The sequence below is a fragment of the Acidobacteriota bacterium genome, assembly GCA_028874215.1.
In the GTDB taxonomy this organism is placed as follows: domain Bacteria; phylum Acidobacteriota; class UBA6911; order RPQK01; family JAJDTT01; genus JAJDTT01.
In genome coordinates, this window is sequence record JAPPLF010000042.1 from 55,018 (window position 1) to 75,507 (window position 20,490).

11 protein-coding genes and 1 pseudogene are annotated in these 20,490 nt (G+C 61.4%); 3 read left to right on the plus strand and 9 right to left on the minus strand.

Annotated features, from left to right (window positions below):
• The first annotated feature begins 43 nt into the window (after positions 1-43).
• Positions 44-3,514 (plus strand): carboxypeptidase regulatory-like domain-containing protein, encoded by a 3,471-nt coding sequence (locus OXT71_08140; protein MDE2926352.1) that lies wholly within the window; start codon positions 44-46, stop codon positions 3,512-3,514.
• A 357-nt stretch (positions 3,515-3,871) separates the two neighbouring features.
• Complete coding sequence (locus OXT71_08145) at positions 3,872-7,303, plus strand: TonB-dependent receptor (GenBank protein MDE2926353.1); 3,432 nt, start codon at positions 3,872-3,874, stop codon at positions 7,301-7,303.
• A gap of 901 nt (positions 7,304-8,204) precedes the next feature.
• Here the strand turns inward: OXT71_08145 and OXT71_08150 are convergent.
• The 8 genes and pseudogenes from OXT71_08150 to OXT71_08185 all read right to left on the minus strand — a co-directional run bounded on the left by OXT71_08150 (position 8,205) and on the right by OXT71_08185 (position 18,852).
• Positions 8,205-8,768 (minus strand): annotated as a pseudogene (locus OXT71_08150) (PQQ-binding-like beta-propeller repeat protein).
• 48 nt (positions 8,769-8,816) lie between these two features.
• Entirely contained in the window at positions 8,817-9,668 is an 852-nt protein-coding gene (locus OXT71_08155) for a hypothetical protein (protein ID MDE2926354.1), read from the minus strand.
• A 188-nt stretch (positions 9,669-9,856) separates the two neighbouring features.
• A complete protein-coding gene (locus OXT71_08160; GenBank protein ID MDE2926355.1) occupies positions 9,857-11,323 on the minus strand; it encodes a PQQ-binding-like beta-propeller repeat protein in 1,467 nt (488 codons plus the stop codon).
• A complete protein-coding gene (locus OXT71_08165) occupies positions 11,313-13,541 on the minus strand; it encodes a PQQ-binding-like beta-propeller repeat protein (protein MDE2926356.1) in 2,229 nt (742 codons plus the stop codon). Before OXT71_08165 ends, OXT71_08160 begins: the two co-directional genes overlap by 11 nt.
• A 97-nt stretch (positions 13,542-13,638) precedes the next feature.
• A complete protein-coding gene (locus tag OXT71_08170) occupies positions 13,639-15,492 on the minus strand; it encodes a CocE/NonD family hydrolase (GenBank protein MDE2926357.1) in 1,854 nt (617 codons plus the stop codon).
• A 9-nt stretch (positions 15,493-15,501) separates the two neighbouring features.
• On the minus strand, positions 15,502-16,539 hold the full coding sequence (locus tag OXT71_08175) for a pyridoxal-phosphate dependent enzyme (GenBank protein ID MDE2926358.1): 1,038 nt from the start codon (positions 16,537-16,539) through the stop codon (positions 15,502-15,504).
• A gap of 31 nt (positions 16,540-16,570) precedes the next feature.
• Positions 16,571-18,514: a hypothetical protein gene (locus OXT71_08180; GenBank protein MDE2926359.1), complete on the minus strand. Its 1,944-nt coding sequence runs from the start codon at positions 18,512-18,514 to the stop codon at positions 16,571-16,573.
• Positions 18,511-18,852: a hypothetical protein gene (locus OXT71_08185; GenBank protein ID MDE2926360.1), complete on the minus strand. Its 342-nt coding sequence runs from the start codon at positions 18,850-18,852 to the stop codon at positions 18,511-18,513. The genes OXT71_08180 and OXT71_08185 overlap by 4 nt, the downstream gene beginning before the upstream one ends.
• Before the next feature lie 230 nt (positions 18,853-19,082).
• Between OXT71_08185 and OXT71_08190 the strand changes: the two genes are divergently transcribed.
• Positions 19,083-19,898 (plus strand): OmpA family protein, encoded by an 816-nt coding sequence (locus tag OXT71_08190; protein MDE2926361.1) that lies wholly within the window; start codon positions 19,083-19,085, stop codon positions 19,896-19,898.
• On the opposite strand, the gene OXT71_08195 is transcribed toward OXT71_08190, so the two are convergent.
• A complete protein-coding gene (locus OXT71_08195; protein MDE2926362.1) occupies positions 19,899-20,357 on the minus strand; it encodes a RidA family protein in 459 nt (152 codons plus the stop codon).
• Positions 20,358-20,490: the final 133 nt, after the last annotated feature.

A 20,490-nucleotide genomic window follows, 5' to 3' on the forward strand; every position in this document is an offset into this window, starting at 1 on the left:
ACTTCCACAGCCCGCCAGTCCGCTCGCCGAGAAGGAGACGACAATGCAGACTTCCCCCTTTTCCATCAAGGGTGCTCTTCCATTGTTGGTTTTGATGGTTTCCCTCCCGCTATTGGCCCAGGAGCATGTGGGAACCGTTACCGGGACGGTGCGAGACGAGGGTGGAGGCGTTCTCCCCGGCGTCGAAGTGACCCTCGCCAACGTGGCCACGGGCGTGCAACGGGACGTCGTCACGAACGACGTGGGACTTTACGGGTTCAACACCGTGGCCATCGGCGAATATGCGCTGCGGGCATCGTTGACCGGCTTCCGGACGCTTGAGCAGACCGGGATCCGAGTCGTTTCAGGTGAGATTGTCACTCTCGACGTTGAGTTGACGGTGGGCCAAGTGGCTGAAACCGTGGAGGTGGCGGCGACGCTCCCCACCATTGAGAAGCAAAGCAATAAGGCAGGGTATGCCAGGGTGAACGAGGAAATCGCCCGTCTGCCTCTGGTCGTCTCGTTCAACAACCGCCAGGCCCTGTCCTTCCTGCGGACCATGCCGGGCGTGTCCTACGACCCCTTCAGGTATTTCGACAACGAGAACGTGGCCATGTCCCGGTCCTTCGTCCAGGGAACTCCGACCGCTTCGCCCAGCTACAACATTGACGGCGTGAGGGCGAGCGGTTCGACTCACGAGAACGCACGCGATGACACGGCGCCGGTTCCGGAGATGGTTCAGGAATTCCGGCTCGACACCAACACCCAGGCCGAGCATGGCTGGGACAGCGGCGTGGCCATCAACCTGGTCTTCAAATCAGGCACCAACGACTTTCACGGGACCGGCTTCTGGTACAACCGGAACGACGTGTTCGACGCTCGACCCTGGTTCGCGGCGAGGAGAGCCGTCACCCGGCAGAATGACTTCGGCTTCGTGCTGGGTGGTCCCATCTGGAAAAACCGCACTTTTTTCTTTGGGGGGATCGATATCTACAAATTGCGGACAGCCCCCTCCGGGACGACTGCCACCGTCCCCACCACGGCCATGCGCAACGGCGACTTCAGTGAGATATTGGGCGATCAAATCGGGACCGATGCCCTGGGCCGGCCGGTTTTTCGGGGCCAGATTTTCGATCCGGCCACCACTCGGCCGGATGGGCAAGGCGGGTTCATCCGCGATCCCTTTCCGGGAAACATGATTCCTTCCGGCCGCTCAAGCCCCATCACGCAGACTCTGGTTTCGCACATTGGTGCGCCCAACCGCGCGGGCGTCAGCAACAACTGGGTCGGAACCCAGACTCTGCGCCCGGACGACAAGGAGTCCTATTACCTCAAGATCGATCATCAGATCGATGAAGCGGGATCCCACAAGTTTACGTTTGGCACGGAGCAGAATGTCAGGCTGAACCGGTCCACTTATCCGCAGGTCTTTGACGAGGCGGTCTCCAGCCTTCACATCAACGAGTCGGCTCAATACCGCTATCGCTTCAACTATTACTGGACCATCCGGCCCAACGTGATCTTCAACCTTCGCACCGGTGTGACCCGGACACCGCGAATTATCGGGACTCAGGGTCTGGACAACGACCGTTTTGGCGAAGAGATCGGAATTACCGGGGTCAGCAACCCCAATGCCCCCAGGGTGAACACGCAGGGAACGACCGGATATGGCCCGATTTTCCGGAAACTCAATGACCCCAGCCAGACCGTTCCCGCCCACGCCGACATGACCTGGGTCAGGGGCTCGCACAATTTCAAATTTGGCGCCTCCTATCTGCTGTCGGTCTCCAAAGGGGATTCGTCGATTTTCGGTCAGGGAAATTTCAACTTTGTGGATCGCACGACCGGTCTGCCCGGCTTCCCCGGAACCGGATGGGGCTTTGCCAGCCAGTTCCTGGGCGAGGTGGACAGTGCCACTGTCAATAGCCCGACCGCCTTCAAACGCGATGGCGGAGCCTGGGGTGTCTACTTTCAGGACTCCTGGCGCGCCACCCCCAAATTGACGGTGAATTACGGCCTCCGCAACGATGTCTTCATCACCGCGGGAGAGAGCTACGACCGCATCGGGGCCTTCAACCCAACCATCCCCAACCCCGGGGCCGGCGGTCTTCCGGGGGCCCTGTGGTTTTGGGGTGAGGGCCCCGGCCGAAACGGGTTCAAACGAGTGGCGCCGACCCTCTGGAGCAACTGGGGACCTCGTTTGGGGTTCGCTTACTCGCCTGACGACAAGACCGTCCTGAAGGCCAGTGCTGCCTACATGTACTTTCCACACTTCGGCGCCATGACCAGCGGATTCAATACTCCCGCGATCGGCTGGATTCTCAATGTGACCGCTGCGAGCCTGGACGCCGGTGTGACCCCCGCCTTCAACTGGGATAACGGATTTCCGGACATCCTTCCCAACCTGCCCGACATCGACCCTTCCTTTGCCAACGGGCAGTCGGTGGTCGCCCTGAACCGGGACAACATGAAGGCGGGCAGGACGATGACCGTCAACTTCGGCGTGGAAAGAGACCTGGGCTGGGGTACTGCTTTTCGAGCCAACTACCACGGCAAGTTCAGCCACAGTCTCCCCAGCAACGATGCCGTTCGATTGAACCAGCTCGACCCCAGGCATCTGGCGCTGGGCAACCTGCTCTTTGCCGACATCAATTCCCCGGCAGCCGCGGCGGCAGGGATCACTGCTCCCTATGAGGGATTCAAGGGACCTGTGAACCAGGCCCTCAGACCGTTTCCTCACATGCTGAACATCAACGAACGCGCTGCCCCCGTGACCGACCTGACCTACCATGGCGCGGTGTTTTCCTTGCAGAAGCGCTACGGGCAAGGGTTGAGCTTCATGTTCAACTACACCATCTCCAAAGCGCTGGGCAACGCCAGGTGGGCCAACCAGGGGCATTCGCTCGCCAGCCACATCCAACATACTTCGCAACGGCACCTTCGTTATTTGTACGACCAGGACCGGCCCCAGAACGTTGCCGTGAGCTGGATGTGGGAATTGCCTTTCGGACCGGGAAAGCGCTGGGGCGGAGGCGCGAGTCCGGTCGTGCAGAAGCTGATCGGGGGCTGGAACATCGGGATGCAGCAGGCCTATTTCTCCGCACAGCCCCTCCATGTGAGCAGCCGAGTCCGCTACCCGGGCGGCTTTAACGCCATCTGGCCCGACCGGATCGATGGGGTCTCGGTTCGGACCGGTGTCGACTGTGGTGATTACGACCCCAACGACCCATCCCGGAACCGGTACATCAACATCAACGCCTTTGCCAATCCCGCGCCCTTTACCTTGGGGAATACCAGGACGTTGCCGTCGACACGAGCCTGCAGTTATTTCAACGAGAACGCCGCCATTCAGAAAGATACTTACGTCACCGAGGGCATCTACGTGCGCTTGGGGGCCGATTTCTTCAATCTGTTCAACCGGCATATCTGGGGTAACCCGAATACCGACATCGGCAACGAGGCGGCCTTCGGCACCATCCGTACGGTCTCCTTTCCTCCAAGGATCATCCAGTTGAACCTCTCTGTTCACTTCTAAGAAAAGGAGGGGCGATTTCCAATCGCCCGGGCGCCGCATTCCCCGATGTTTCAAGAATCGGCGGTTAGGAAACCGCCGCCCCCCTCCGCCGCAGGGGACCGGCAAATGCCGGTCCCCTCTTTCTTTTGCGCCACTGTGAACTTGCTTGACCTTCAGCTTCCCCAGTCAACGCGCAAACGGTCACCCCAGATCTGAGCTGTCATCCTCCTTCGATAAACTCTTGCACTAGTTTGAGGGATGAGTTATAAGTCTCGGGTTGTTTTGGCTGCGCGGTATGTTTTCAGAAATTCGCAAGGTTTTTTTGTGTCTACCGCGTCATCCCACCAGTCAATTCACTTCAACGTCTGAGGAGCAGCAATGAGTAGAGTATTGAGTCTAAGCTTGGTTCTGGCGCTCACCTGCATTCCCCTGCTGGCGCAGGAGAACGTGGGAACCGTGACCGGGGCGGTTCGCGATGAGAGCGGCGGCGTGGTGCCGGGAGCGGAAGTCTCCATCACCAACGTCGCCACCGGCATCGTGACCGACACCATCACCAGCGACGCCGGGATCTACGCCTTCAATTCGGTGGCGATCGGAGAGTACCGGCTCACCACCACCATGCCCGGCTTCAGAACTCTGGAGCAGAGCGGGATCCGCGTGGTCTCGGGAGAGGTCTTGACCGCCGACGTGACGTTGTCGGTGGGCGACGTGGCCGAGACCGTGGAAGTAATGGCGACGCTTCCCACCATCGAGAAGCAGTCGAACAAGGCCGGATACGCCCGGGTGAACGAGGAGATCGCCCGTCTTCCCATAGCGATCTCCAACAACAACCGCCAGGCGCTCTCGTTCCTGCGCACCATGCCGGGCGTATCCTACAACCCCAATAACACCAATGAAAACGACGCCATGAGCAGGGCCTTCATTCATGGCACGCCCAATGCTTCCCCCAGCTACACCATTGATGGTGTCCGGGCGGGCAGCTCCACGCACCAGAATGCCCGGGACGACACGGCGCCGATTCCCGAAATGGTCCAGGAGTTCCGGCTCGACACCAACACGAATGCGGAGCATGGCTGGGACAGCGGCGTGGCGATCACCCTGATCTTCAAGTCGGGCACCAACGACTTGCACGGCGACCTTTTCTGGTATTTCCGAAACGACATCCTCGACGCCCGTCCGTGGCTGGCCCCGCGCAAGAGCGTCACGCGTCAAAATGACTATGGTTTCGTCCTGGGTGGCCCTATCTGGAAGAACCGCATGTTCTTCTTCGGCGGGTTTGACGGCTACAAGCTGCGGACCGCTCCGGGGGACGGGGTGCGGACCGTTCCCACTGCGGCCATGCGCAGTGGCGACTTCAGCGAGATCCTGGGTCCCGAGATCGGGACCGACGCTCTGGGCCGGCCGATCCACCGGGGCGCCATCTACGACCCCATGACCACTCGCTCGGACGGTCAGGGCGGGTTCATTCGAGACCCGTTCCCCAACAACATGATTCCTGCGGATCGTTTCAGCACGGTCACCAAGAACCTGATATCACGGATCGGACTGCCCAATCGGCCGGGTGTGACCAACAACTGGATCGGCGGCCTGACCTCCACCCCGGTCAACAAGACCTCCTACTACCTGAAGGTCGATCATCAGCTTGACGAGGCGGGCGACCACCGGCTCACGGTCGGATGGGAGCAGTCCTGGAGGGAATCCCGGTCAAATTACGCCCCAGTCTTCGACGAATCCATCTCCAGTCTTCACAAAAACGACGAGGTCCAGTACCGCTATCGCTTCAATTACCACTACACGATCCGGCCCAACGTCCTGTTCAACCTTCGCACCGGCGTCACCCGGACGCCGCGGGTCATCGGTACCCAGGGTCTGGCCAACGACAATACGGGGGCGGAAGTTGGCATCAAGGGAGTGCCGGGACCCATTGCGCCGCAAGTCGGCGTTCAGGGCCAGAGTGCCTACGGGCCCATCTTCCAGAAACTCATCGACCCCAGCCAGACCGTCCCGGCCAACATGGACGTGACCTGGGTCAAGGGTTCCCACAACTTCAAAGTCGGCGCCGCCTATCTTCTTTCCGTCTCCAAGCAGAACCTGGCCCTCTTCGATCAGGGGTCGTTCAGTTTCTCCGCCCTGGAGACAGGATTGCCAGGCAACGCCAACACCGGGTTCGGTTTCGCCAGCAAGTTGCTGGGCGAAGTGGACTCGGCATTCGTATGGAGTCAACGCGACTTTCGTCACAATGGGGGGGCCTGGGGCATCTACTTTCAGGACTCGTGGCGCGCCACCCCCAAGTTGACCGTCAACTACGGTCTCCGGAACGATGTTTTCGTTCCTTTGGGCGAGACCTACGACCGCATCGGAGCCTTCGATCCCACCATTCCCAACCCGGGAGCGGGGGGACTTCCCGGAGCCCTCTCGTTCTGGGGAGACGGCCCGGGAAGAAACGGGTACAAGCGGATTGCGGACACGCTCTGGAGCCAATGGGGACCCCGTTTGGGATTCGCCTATTCTCCGGATGACAACACGGTCGTCCGGGCCAGCGCCGCCTACATGTACTTTCCACTCTTCGGCGCCATGACAAGCGGGTTCAACACGCCTTTCATGGGTTGGGCTTTGGATCCGTCGGTCAGGAGCCTCGACGGCGGTCTTACCCCGGCGTTCAACTGGGACGGCGGATACCCGGATCCCATCCCGGCCCTGCCCGTCCTGGAACCGGATTTCGCCAACGGCCAAGCGGCACAGGCTCTCAACCGGGACGACATCAAGGCGGGGCGCACTTTGACCCTCAATGCCGGGTTGGAGCGGGATCTGGGCGGGGGACTGGCCATTCGGGCCAACTACCACGGCAAGTTCAACCGCAATCTGCCCAGCAACGACTCGGTGCGGCTAAACCAGCTCAGTGTCGGAAACTTGAGTTTGGGGAGCCTTCTGCAGGCCCAGATCGGTTCACCGCAGGCGGAGGCCGCCGGGATCAGCGCTCCTTATCCAGGATTCTCGGGACCGGTCGCCCAGGCGCTCAGGCCATTCCCGCACATGCTGGACATCCAGCAGCGGGCCGCGCCTGTGAACAATCTGACCTACCATGCCTTGGTCCTGTCGGTGCAAAAGCGGTATGGACACGGGCTGAGCTTCATGCTCAACCATACGATTTCCAAGGCCATCGGAGATGTCAACTTCTCCCAGCAGGGGCATGGGTTCACAAGGGCCCAGCACACCTCGCAGCGGGGTTTCCGATTTGTGTACGAGGAAGATCGGCCCCAGAACCTCTCTCTGAGTTGGCTGTATGAACTGCCGTTCGGGCCGGGAAAGGCCTTTTTCAATGGAGGGAATCTTTTCACCAGATATTTTCTCAGCGGTTGGACCCTCGGCTTTCAGCACAACTACTTTTCCGGGACCCCGATCAATGTCAGAAGCCGGGTCAGGTATCCGGGAGGCTTCGGAGCCATCTGGCCGGTTCTGGTTCTGAATGCGCAGGTCAAGACCAACACCATCTGCGGGGAATACAGTCCTGGCGGGAAATTCCTGAACGTCAACGCGTTCATGAATGCTGCTCCTTGGACTTTGGGGAACGTCCGATCGTTGCCCAGGGATCGGCAGTGCAGTTATTTCAATGAGAACGCGACTCTCCAGAAGGACACTCACGTCAATGAGGACGTGAGGGTTCGCCTGGGGGTTGATTTCTTCAACGTGTTCAACCGCCACATCTGGGGCGGCCTGAACACCGACACCGGAAACGCGGCGGGATTCGGCCGGTTCGGCTCCACGTCACGTCCCCGGTTCATCCAGCTGCATCTCTCGGTCCACTTCTGATTCACAACACCAAAGGTGGATAACAAAAGGGCCGGCACCCAGTGCCGGCCCTTTTTCGTGTGGAGGGGCGACTTTCCTGTCGCCCATTGGCAGGGAGGACATTCCTGTCCTCCCTCTTCTCTTCCGGAGAGGGGAGATTTCCATCCCCGAACTCCGATTTCCCGTTATACCCGGAGATCAGCGGGCTTCAGTCAGACTCCGATCTTCCCGGTTCGACCTTGGGAGCCTGATCTGTCAGCGAGGTCAGTATGAACGGCGCGGAAGCACCGATGTTGAATGCCAGGATCGGATTGGATTCAATTCCGTACAGCAAAACCAAGAGCCCGCCGGCTGCGGCCATAATGATGGTGACGATCCAATAGAGCCAACTCTTCGACCAGGCAGGGACACCCCTGTGGAGTTCCCTGCGGATGCGGAACCATTGGAGCAGCTCTTACATACAGCCGCCCAAAAAGCCCCACACGATCATTGGGCAGGAGGCGTCCATGGCAGCGGCTAGAATGATTTCGCGACGATCCTCTGCAATTTGGAGAGGAACTCCCGCAGTCGAACTGGCCGGGACCCGTGTGTGTATACGATTTTCCCGTCCTTGGAAATGGCTTGGCGTACTTCGGCTCGATGTTGGTCAATCAGGCGTGTCACGCGCCTTCGATCCAGTCCAGCTTCCTTGGCAATGCCGTCGACTGTCCTGAAGTCCCACGTCGGGTTCAAGAGCGCGGAACGCACCTTTTCCCAGTCACCCTCTGTGATCATGATGCCACTTCCGTTCCCACGGTTTCACCTGCTCGTATACTCCTGAACGCTCCGGCGACACGAAATGCGATCCTGATGGTCGACCACAAATGATCTTCCCGGTAGCCGTCTTGTCCGCTTGCTCTTTTTTTACTTTTTCCCCACTCCTTTATTCTTGAATTGCAAACAAGGTATTCCGGTTGGTGATGTAGAGTACTCCGTTGGCGGCGACCGCCGTCGTGTAGACCGAATCTCCCATCTCGTTGACGGCCAGCTCCTTCATCGTGGTGCCGTGCTCCAGCACCACCACGTCGCCGTCCTCGTCTCCCAGGTAGACCTTGCCGTCCACCAGGTAGGGAGACCCCCAGACTGCGGCCAGCATGTCGTAGCGCCAGTGCCGTTTTCCGGTGGCTAGATCCAGGCAGTAGAGAAACCCCGTCAGATCAGCCGCATAGAGGAGGCCGTCTCCGATGGCGACCGTGGACATGCTGCGGCGAAAGTCCTCCCCACCCACGTGCCAGATCCGCCCCTTCTCAGTGATGTCGCCGGTCTGTGTCGCGTCGATGGAAAAGAGGTGACCGGGACCCTCGCCGTGCTCGGGGTCCTGCCCCACGCTGAGCAGGACCTTGTCCTCGTAGAGGACCGGCGTGGAGATGATGTTGTTGCGAGTGCCGCGCCCTCCCAGTTTCCACTCGGAGGCCTTGGGATTGAGATCGAACTTCCAAATCAGTTCGCCACTATAGCTACTGACGGTTTCTTCTACATCCCTCCTCTGACGCGGTCACATACCAATCGAACGGCTCCTGACATCATACTGTAGGCTTGAGGCAACTTCGGCAACTGACTGCACGATTTCATCTGAGCCAAGCACAGCTCTCTTTGCTTCGAGAATGAACTCGGCCTTTAGGTGGTTCGCAATTGACGTCAAGCCTCCGAATCTCTGTGCCTTTGCGTCTTTTATTGTATCTACGTCAACTACGTCATTGAGGATGTTCGCAAACATGAACGTGTCATTTTCCCAGTCGTGATACATTTTCTCGTTCAGGGATCTATGGATTAAATAGCCAAACCTAAAATGTACCCGTCGAAATGTGTTATAATAGTTCCATAGTTTTACGCTGACAAAGAGTATTTCCTTCCCACTTTCTTTGGCTCTGCGGTGCATACTTTCAGCATCGTAATCAGTCCCGTACCGTATTAGCTTATTAAATGTCTTGTCATCACTGTTACGTTGCTTGACAATTTCATCAAGTTCCTGCGGCAGGATGCACCATTCGCAGAACATTAGGTCTGCAAACTCACTCTCGACATCCAGCATAGACGTCCACATCGACTCAATTGACTCGATTTTCCTCTTCTTCCATTCGGCATGAGTTGTTGAAAGTAATTCAATGGACGATTTAATGTCGGAGTTCACTGTCTCCAAATGGTCTTTCATGAGTGTCAATTGCTGATCATTCTCTAAACTGATTTTTCCTCTAAAAATTTCGAGCTTCCTATCGTAGGTGTGTTGGAGATTTTTCAGTATTCCCTGCCCAAGCAAGGACGGAAAGGTTCTGAGGACAACCGTCCAGACAGCGTTTCCGACGAGAATCAGACCAAGGAGAATCCAATGAGAAATCTCCATTTTCACGTCCTCACTTTATCTCTCCTACCTTCCGAAAATACCAAAAGAGGCACGGATGAGAACATAGTAGTGAGCGGAAACCGTTGACGCGGAGCGACGAGTGGGCTGGCAAGGACAGGCAAAGTGATCAGGGACATAGTTCCCGTAACAAAGATTTCGCCGGGAGCACCAAGTCCAGAATCTCGGACTTGGAATCATTTCGCCGTTTCGGCGACCGCGAACAGGGTGTTCCGATTCGTGATGTAGAGCACCCCGTTGGCGGCGACCGCCGTCGTGTAGACCGAATCTCCCATCTCGTTGACGGCCAGCTCCTTCATCGTCGTGCCGTGCTCCAGCACCACCACGTCGCCGTCTTCATCTCCCAGGTAGACCTTGCCGTCCACCAGATAGGGCGACCCCCAGACCGCAGCCAGCATGTCGTAGCGCCAGTGCCGTTTTCCGGTGGCGAGATCCAGGCAGTAGAGGAATCCGGTCAGATCGGCCGCATAGAGAAGGCCGTCCCCAATGGCGACAGTGGACATGCTGCGGCGAAAGTCTTCCCCGCCCACGTGCCAGATCCGCCCCTTCTCAGTGATGTCGCCGGTCTGTGTCGCGTCGATGGAAAAGAGGTGACCGGGACCCTCGCCGTGCTCGGGGTCCTGCCCCACGCTGAGCAGGACCTTGTCCTCGTAGAGGACCGGCGTGGAGATGATGTTGTTGCGAGTGCCGCGCCCTCCCAGTTTCCACTCGGAGGCCTTGGGATTGAGATCAAACTTCCAGATCAGTTCTCCGCTCTGCGGCTCATAGGCGTAGCACCAGCCGTCGCCCCCGGCAAAAATGGCTTGGGGCTTGCCCTTGACCATCCCGTACGTGGGTGACGACCATTGTCCGTGCAGGGTGTTTTCACCCGGGTCGCTCCGCTCCCAGACCAATTCGCCGGTCTTCTTGTGCACGGCGATGAACGCGGGCGCGTCGGGCATGGGGAGGTCCAGGTGTCCCTCGTCCACGCCATTGGAGGTGAGCAGGAAAATCAGGTCGCCGGCTCCCACCGGGGAGGAGGTGGCCAGGTTGTGCGGGAACACACCCAGTTCCTCGATCATGTCGTAGACCCAGACGATGTCCGCGTCTTCCTTCTCCCGGTACTTCTCGTCCTGGAACGGACCGTCGTTCTCCCCGTCCAGGAACCCTTCCACGTCGGCGCAGACCAATTCGGCCCGGTTGCTGACGTAGTAGATCCGGTCCCCGTCCACGAACGGAGAAGAACAGATCCCCTGTTCCGGCCAGTCGTTGACCCGGCCCGTGGGGAGCTTGTCGTGGGTGGCCTGCCACATGATCTTCCCGGTGGCTTCCTCCATACAGACGATCACTCCCTTGTCGCCCGTGATTGCGGGCCGGTGATGCGCCTCGTTGTTGGTGCCGATGAAGATCCGTCCGTCGGAGATCACGGGATTGCCGTAGGTCTGGGACCCCAGCGGCGTTTTCCACCGGATGTTCTTGCCGCTGGAGACGTCCCACTCGTGAGGCATCCCCTTCTCATCCGAGACCATGTTCCGGTCAGGAGTCCCGCCCCACATTTTCCAGTCCCCCGCGGAGACCGGATGAAGACCCGTTGCGGCAAGCAGTGTTGCTCCCAACAGAATGAACGAAACACGCACAATCCCGGCTCGATTCCTAGTCATCATTCTTCACCACCTTGAAGTTATCGAAGAGAATCTCGGGACCGTCACTCTTGGATGTGGTGCCGACGGAGTAGCCGTAAAGCCCGGCGCTCCCCTCCCGATTCGGATGCGGGTCCAGAACCTCGATGCTCCACGCCTCGGGCTCCGGTTCTTGCCGGGGCCAGACCTTGGCTCGCACCTGGGCCTGTCCATCCTCCAGCAACACCGAGAACTTGGCTCGATACCAGACGTCCGGATCCCAGGGGAAGGCCACGTCGTGCCTCAGGCGAGGCAGCGGCGACCAGGTCTCGATCCGAAGCCTCTTCCTCATTCCCATCATGATGAAGCGGTAGCGGCTGTTGATGAGGCCCATGTCCGGCTTGAAACGCTTGCGGGCCAACTTGCCGAGGAGGTCCGCCTCCACCGTATATCCTCCCGGGATGGGGGGAGTGGCATAGGCTCGAAGCCTCATGAAGGGCGGGGAAGGCCGGGCCTTGGAGGCCAGCTTCTTGAGCGCCTTGCCTTCCGCCTCGACCACTTGAGTCTTGGAGGCCACGCCCACCCAGCCGGGCGGCACGGAGCCGGCCGCCAGCGACTCGAAGTCCTCGTTGATCGGCAGGTCGGGCGCGATCCGGATCCGTGCGGCGGCGCTCAGTCCACTCGAACCCGTGGCGGTCACCAGCCCCCCTGAGAATGCCTGCCGGTTCGAGGCAGTGAATGTTCCGTCCGGCACGATGGCTCCGGACACGCCCTTCACCGACCACTTGACGCTGGCCGGCGACGGAGCCGAGCCGACCGAGTCGAATTGGAGTGCGTTCAGGCGGATCTGCTCGCCGGGCCTCAGAGTCGCTTCCGCCGGCACGACCCGAAGACTGTTCTTGGATCCCGGTTCGGGGCGCGCCGTCTCGGGCGGAGCCGGAGGCGTCTCCAGAGTTGCTACTTGCCGGCCCGATGTCCCCAGACAGTAGATGCCGTATCGGGTCATGAAGTAGACGCGTCCGCCGACCACGGCCGGAGAGCCGAAGATCTCGTCCACGGTGCCGTCGGGCCTCTCGAATACCTCCTTGTCCAGGGAGACGCATCGGTTCCCCTCGTCGCGGAGGATGTGGAAGATGCCGTTCTGTTCTCCCACGTAGATCACGCCGTCGCTGGTCACCACCGGTGAACCCTTGCCGACCCGGCCCATGTTGTATTCCCAATGGATCTCGCCGCTGGCGGCGTCCATGCAGAAGAGGTTCGCGCTGTTGTCCACGGCGTAGAGCCGGCCGTTGGCGATGGCAGGCGAGGCATACCCGAAGGTGTGACCGTCATGCCGCCAGACGACGCCGCTATCGGTGATGTCCCCCGTCCCGGTTCCATCGATACAGACGATGCTCCCCATCCTGGAGGTGTGCAGGTTCTCTTCGCTGTGAGACAGGTAGGCCCGGTCTCCGTCCACCACGACGGATGCGTTGAGGCCCCGTTTGCTGAGACGGAACGTCCACCGCTTTTCTCCGTTGCGGGCCAGCATGCCATAGGCGTTTCCGTCGGCCGTCGCCGCCACCAGCATCCGCCGGCCTCCCATCACGGCCGTCACCGGGGTGGAGTAGGTGGTGTCCAACGGCTGTCCCCCCGGCGCCGCCCACCACTGGATGTCCCCGCTTTTTCTGTGGAAGGCCACATATCGATGGAGCGGCCGAGCCAAATTTCCCCAACTCGAGTTGAGGTAGCTCACCACGACCCGGTCTTCGTCCAGGATCGGAGTGTGCAGGCGCCCCCCGTAACCGCTGATCCGGCCCAGCTCCTCCGTCATGGAGACCTTCCAGACCTCATGGCCGTCGCGGGTGAGGCAGAAGAACTCTCCCCCGGTGGCGTGCGCATAGATCCGGCCCGATTCGGGGTCACCCACCAGGGCGGTCCACCCCACCCGGTTCTCCACGATGTCGGTATGGAAGACGTTGAACCGTTTCTCCCAGAGTTTGCGGCCGGTAAGGGCGTCGAGCGCCACGATCCGCTCCGCCCGCTCAGGTCCTTCTCCCACCGGCAGGATGGCGAAGAGCCGGTCCCCCAATATGATGGGCGTGGTCCGGCCGCCTTCGTCGAACTTCCAGAGAAGACCCTCTCCACCCTGATCCCAGGAGGTGACGGCGGCCGTCTCCGGGGCCGCACCATTCTGGTTCGGCCCGCGCCAATAGGGCCAGTCTGCGGCGACGGCCGGGTGGATGGTGATCCAAGCCAGGGAAACGACTCCAAGAATTCTCAAACCCGACCTCCTCAGATGAAACGGTTCATTTGACGCTCATTATCAACGGAAAGGGAGATGTCTTCAAAACCCATTTATGCGGTTAGCCGGGACGCCGTCACCGGACGAGGAGGGGAAGCGTGACGTGTGACGGCCGGCTCCGGTCATGGAATACCGTGTTGCGGGCGATGGTCCAACTCCGTTCCCGGCCCAGCGGCTCCCCCGTGTTGGGATTGACGTCGAACCGTGGGAAGTTGCTGGAAGAGACGTCCAGGCGAATCCGGTGTCCCTTCCGGAACACGTTGGCCGTGGGATAGAGGACGATTGTTATGGACGCCACCTCTCCCGGCTCCAGGTGCCGGGCCGTGCCGCCGCCCTCCCGGTATCGGATCCTGACGATGCTGTCACTCAGGTTCAACGCATAGCCCAGCGGGTAGTCCGGGCCGGGCGGGTAGACGTCGATGAGCTTGGCGGTGAAGTCCGTGTCCCGCGCGGAGGAGGAGACCCAGAGTTCGACTTCTATTGGACCCGCGATCTCCAGATCCTCCTCCAGCGGAGAGGTCTCGAACACCAGTACGTCGGGACGGGAGCCCAGGGGCAGATAGGGCGGCGTGCATCCGAAGAAGTCCGGGCCCTCGGTCTGGTCGAATCCCCCGGCCGGGGTCACGGTCTCCACCATGGTCGGCGTGGGGACCGATTCCGGCCGGACCCCGTCGGGCCAGGGATGGACGTAGCTCAGAGAGGAGAAATTCCCGCCAATGGTGGGGACCGGACGCCGCGGATCGTAGGAATAGCTGGTGGAGGACTCCTTCCGTTCCGAAGGCTCGGGCGACAGGGTCCGGTCCGGGTGGAGATAGTAGGGCGTGGGCGCCGCCAGCGGCAGCGGCCAGCCGTCTCCCTCGCGCCAGTGCCCGCCGTGATCCAGATTCCCCAGGCGTGTCCTGCGCCCGCTGCCGCCCCCCATGAGGAACCAACGGACGGCCGGCATGCGGGCCGCAGCCGTCTCCCGGCCCTTGAGCCACTGGTCGAACCAGTCCAGATGGAGGCGGTCCAGACTCTCCAGAGGAGCCTCGGGCCCCAGATCAACGTCACCGGAGATCTGCTCTTCGGTGGTGTAGGTGCCGTGCACCCAGGGACCCATGACCACCTTCACCGGTCCCTTCTTGGCTCGCCTCAGGGTCTGGAAGGCCTCCAGCGTGGCGCGGGTGTAGGAGTCGTACCACCCTCCGATCAGGAGGATGGGGACGTCCGAGTGCTGCTCCAGAAACTCCTCGATGGCGAATCCGGGTTGTTTCCAGAACTCGTCGTAGTCCCCGCGCCGGACCAGTTCCAGCGCCCAGCGCTCGTATCCCGGGAGCAAAGCAAGCTGGCTCTGTCCCCTTCGCAGCGGCAGCCGCCGGAGCCAATGCCGAAAATCGGGACCCGACGCCAACCCCTCCTGCACCCAGGGTTGAGCCCTGGTTGCGGCGTTCCCGTGATTGACGGAGTGCCAGAAGGCCCAGGCCAGAAAGCGGAGCTCGTAGGCGCCGCCCTGGCGAACCGAGCTGGTGTAGGCGTTCCAGCCACCCATGGTGGGGATCATGCAGGCCAGATGAGGGGGGTTCTGCGTGGCCAGGGTGCTCTGGGTCCAGGCCACGTAGGAGGTGCCGTACGTTCCCACTTTTCCGTCGCACCACTCCTGACGGGCGGTCCACTCCACGGCGTCGTAGCCGTCGAAAGGTTCGTTGACCAGAAAGACCAGGTCTCCCTCGGAGGAATGGCAGCCCCGGCAGTCCTGGACCACGACGGCATAGCCATGCTCGGCGTATCGCTCGGCCCGCCGCATCCGCTCCAGGTCCTGCTTGCCGTAGGGGGTCCGTTCCAGGAGGGCCGGCAGGGGTCCCGGGACATCGGCGGGGCGGTAGACGTCGGTTCCCAGACGGACACCGTCCCGCATCGTGACCGTGACGTTTCGTTCGATCCTCAGGGCCATGGGCGGACCTCAATCCAGGAGCCGGTCCAGTTCCACCATGGGGATGGACCGGGAGCTGACGGCCCGCTCCACCGAGCCCAGGTCCTTGAAACCGTGCCCCGTCACGATGCAGACGGTCCGGCTCGAAGCGGACACCGATCCTTCTGAACGGGCCTTCAGATAACCGGCGTAAGCGGTGGCTCCGGCAGGCTCGCAGTAGACGCCCCGGCTGAACAGCGTCTCCTGGGCGCGGAAGACTTCCTGGTCGCTCACGGACTGCCCGCTGCCGCCCGTCTCCAGGACGACGTCCAGGGCCAGTTGAGCGTCGATGACATTGGGGACCTGAAGACCCGAGATGACCGACGTGCACTCCACCTCCACCGCTTGGGTTTCCCCCCGGTCCAGCGGTCCGGTGACGGTGGCGCAGCCTCGGGGCTGGACGGCGTGAATCCGGGGCGCCCGGGAGATCCGCCCGTCGCGGAAATAGTCGTCGAACCCTCGGGCAATGGCCGTCAACAGGCCCCCGCCCCCGATGGGTACGAAGACGTCATCAACCTCGTCCAAGTCGTCGGCGATCTCGTAGCCGATGGTCTTGACCCCGTCCATCCCCTCGGGGCTGAAGGTGAAGGCGGAGATCTGGAGTGCGGCGCTTCTGGCCGGCGCCTCCCGCTGCAACCGTTCCATCACGTCGCGGCTGGCCGCCGGATCCAATCCGAAACCCCGGACCCGCTTCAGGACCGCCCCGTACGCCAGCATCTGAACCGCCTTCCCGGCCGGAGTGGTCTCCACCAGAAAAATGTGGCAGGGGATGCCGGCTCGGGCGCAGTAGGCCGCCAGGGCGGAACCGGTGTTGCCCGAGGAGGTGGCCAGACAGGACCTCAGCCCCTGCTGTCTCATCCAGGAGACGGCAGAACTGGCGAACCGGTCCTTGTAGGAGCCGGAGGGGTTGAGCTGCTCCATCTTCAGGAAGGGTCCGCCGTTCAGCTTGACCAGGGGCGTGGAGCCTTCACCCAGGGTGAGGATGTGCCGGGTATCGCGGACCGGAAGGTATCGGCGGTATTTCCACATGTTCTGTTTGTTGGCTGGCGCGGAACCGGGTTCAACTCCCTGGCTGTTGCTTGTAGAAGTACTTCCGGACGATATGGCGGGGCGGCGGTGGCGTCGCCTTGCTGACGGCGATGACCAGAAAGAAGGAGACGGCCAAACCCCAGATGATGGGATCGAGCCCCAGGAGCCGGTAGGAGGAGAATCGGCCGTAGGCGAGATAGCCGGCCCCATAGAGGGAGAGGTGGAACAGAAACCCTCCCAACATGCCCGCCGTGGCTCCCCAGGTGTTGACTCGGGGCCAGTAGAGCCCCAGTGCGACGGGGGCCAGAAAGCACGAAGCGAGTCCGCTGCCCGTGTAGACGATGATGTCCTGCAGGAACAGAGGCGGGTTCACCGCTCCCAGCACCGCGGCGAAGCCGACCACGAAGGTGAAGACGTAGCTCATCCTCTTGATGGTCCGCTCCGGCGCCTGCGGATTGATGTTGCGTTGGTAGACGTCCCGAACCAGGGCGGAGGAGATCACCAGCAAAAAACTGTCTACCGTGGACATGACGGCGGCGAACGGGGCCGCCACCAGGATTCCGGCCATCCACGGCGCGCCGGCGAAGGCGCTGAGAAAGACGGCGACGGCCGGCATGATCCGGTCGGACTCCAACTCCATGCCGGGCAGGAAGATGCGGGCGCAACAGAAGATGATCACTAGCGGGAAATAGATCAGGGAGTAGTAGATGGCGACGGTGAAGATGGAGCGCTTCAGGGTGCCGGAGCCCTTGAACGCCATCAGGCGAACCATGGTGCTGGGTTGGCCGGTTCCGGAGATGGCCCACATGAAGAAGAATGAGAAGGCCAGGCTCAAGGGAAGGAATCCCAGGTCGCTGTAGCGGTCCGGACCGGGTCCGCTGACGTACACTCCCGGACTATCGGCGCCGTAACGATAGGGCTCGGTCGCGATTCGCTTGGCGCTGACGGAGGGTGGGGCCGCCGGAAGCGTTCCTTCCGCCAGCCGTTTCCGGATACTCTCCGCTTCTTCCTCCGAAACGATTTCCACCACCTGAATCTCCGCGGCCCCGGTCGAGCCTCGGGAGATCACCGTTTCCTGGCTGGTTCGCAGAAGGCGCGGTTCCCCTCCATCGCCAGACGCGTTCAACCAGACTCCCGAGCGGATGACGGTGTCCCGGGAGGCGGGCGCGGCCAGTTCCAGGTCGGCGACGCCCAGGCGGGGCGGGACCATGCGGCCGATACGCTGGGTTGCCGATTCGAGGCCGCCGACGGCAACGAGCGCCAACGGGAGCATGACGACCACTCCCGCCACCATGACTACGCCCTGCATCACGTCGGTCCAGACCACGGCGTGGAAACCTCCGTAGGTGGTGTAGAGGATCACGGCCACGGCGAAAGTCAGAAGGCAGAGCAGGTAGCCCGGATCGACTCCCTGGGTGAAGCTCAGATCCTGGGTCGCGTCCGAGACCCACAGGACACTGCTGCGGAAAAAGGGGACGTCCAGCAGCAAGGTCTTGAGGATCAGGCTCCCCGACTTGAACTGGGCCACCAGGTTCACCGACATGAAAAAGATGATCATACCGGTGCAAAGCAGGCCGAACCCGGCGCTTTCAAACCGGTCCCGCAGGACGTCGGGGATGGTGATGGCCCCCGTCCTCCGGGCCAGCTGATTGATCCGTTTTCCCAGCAGGCCCATCCCGCAAATGGGCACCACGATGTAGCTGCCGATCCAGAGCCCCAGGATCCAACCATGGGTGTAGATCTTGGAGGGGAAGCCGGTGAAGCTCCCTCCGGAGGCGCTGGTGGCGGCGAAGGTGAGAGCGAAGGCCCAGACTCCGAGACTCCGGCTCCCCAGGAAGTATTCGGAGAGAAAGCTCTTGGTCCGGCGTAGGCGGTTGGACATCCAGGCCAGGAACAGGACGACCAAGGTGTAGATCAGGAACGTGAACAGGGCCGCATTCGAGCCGTAGGAGGGGGAAGGCGCCAAATCGGTCAAGACGCCGCCTCGCTCCGGATTCCCGCGGTTGCGGCCTCAACTCCGGCCCGATCTTCCTCCAGATCGTCTTCGACAAAATAGAAGAAGCAAAACCAGGCCGTGAACAGGTCCGCGGCGATCCAGGGAATCAGGATGCCCCAGAAAAGCCAGGTCGGAACGCCAAAAGTGGTGCTGACCTCTCCCGGCGGAAGGCCGTAGCCGTTGAGGTAGCAGTAAGGGACGGCCCACACCAGGCCCGCCGCCCACGCGCTGACGATGAGGATGGCCTCCCGCCGGGAGTGGAGAAATACCGGGTCGTAACGTTCTTCGGGTGTGGAACTGATGCCGGCGGAATCCATGTGCGGAGTGAAGCCTACTAATCCAGGGATTCAAGGGCAAGACGAGGAGCGGCGGCTTTCTTGCCGCCGAATGGGAACGGCGACATTCCTGTCGCCGGTCTCCAGTGCAACAACGCCGCGAAAGTCGGCAGTCGGAGAGGGTTTGCTAAACTGGAATCCCCATGGCTCGCCGAAAACCCAATCTTGAAGTTTCCACCGGAAGAACAACTGGAGGAGCGTCGCCCGCGCAGATGGCCATTGGCGCCGTCCTCATATTGGCTCTCATGGCCGGCTTCTTTGGCTATCAGTGGTGGAAGCAGTTGGACGCCCTGGAGCGTCAAAACGCCCAGGTGACCCAGACGTTGGCGAAGGTTCTCCAACGCTTGGAGCAGGTGGAGGAAAAGACTGGCCAAGCTCTGGATCGAGCCCAAGAGGCGGAACTCAGCGCCCTGGAGGCAGCCCGGGGCAAGGACGCGGCGGATTCGGCCCGGCGCCAGGCGGAGCGGGACCGGACTGAGGCTCGCCGACAGGCGGAAGTTGCCCGGATAGAAGCCGATCTTGCCCAAGAAGAGGCGAAAGCCGCCCGGGAGGAATCGGAGCGGATCCGCCGGGAACGTGAAGAGGAGCTGAATCGCCTCCACGAGGTCTTGAGCGGGATCGTCGAAACCCGCCGGACTGCTCTCGGCATGGTGATGAACCTGGGCAGCGACGCCGTCGAGTTCGATTTCGACAAGTCGACTCTACGCCCCGAGAACCGGGAGCTGCTGAGCCGGATCGCCGGCGTTCTCCTCACCTCCAAGGGTTACCGGGTCCAGATCCACGGGCACACCGACGACATCGGCAGCAACGAATACAACCAGAGGCTCTCGGAGCGGCGGGCCAAGGCAGTTCGTGACTACCTGGTGGATTCCGGAATCGATCCCGGCATCGTGAGCACCAAAGGCCACGGAAAGACCAGCCCGTTGGCGCCGGGGACCACGCCCAGGGTCCGGGCGAAGAACCGGCGGGTCGAAATCGGGATCATCGACACGACCATCAACTACGGACAGGTCGTCGCCGACCCCTGATCACTCGACCTCGAAAATGGCTTCCACCTCGACCGGGATGTTGCCGGGGAGGGACCCCATTCCCACGGCGCTGCGCGCGCCTTTTCCCGGGTCGCCGAAGACCTCCATCATGAGCTCGCTGAACCCGTTGATGACCTGTGGCTGCTCCCCGAAATCGGGTGTGGCGTTGACCATCCCCAGTACCTTCACCACCCGGACCACGCGGTCCAGGGATCCCAACGAACTCCGTACCGTGCTGAGGATGCACAGTCCGGTGACCCGCGCCGCCTCTTTGGCTTCCTCGGCGGTCAGTTCGACACCCACCTTTCCGGTGATCTGGGTTCCGTCCGCCCGGTTGGGACCGTGACCGGAGACGAACAACAGGTTGCCGACCTGGACGGCCGGCCGATAGATGGCCACCGGCTGGGGCGCGTCCGGAAGCTGGATGTTCAATTCTTCAAGTCGTTGTTCAGCTGTCATTGAATGCTCCTTGGAATTCGTGCGCGGCCGGACGACATTCACCTTCTGCCCGGCAGTCGGAACCTCCACGCCGGCGGGAACCCACCCGGGAGGCCCGGTCAGGATAACGCGCAGTGAGAGAACGTTTCAACCG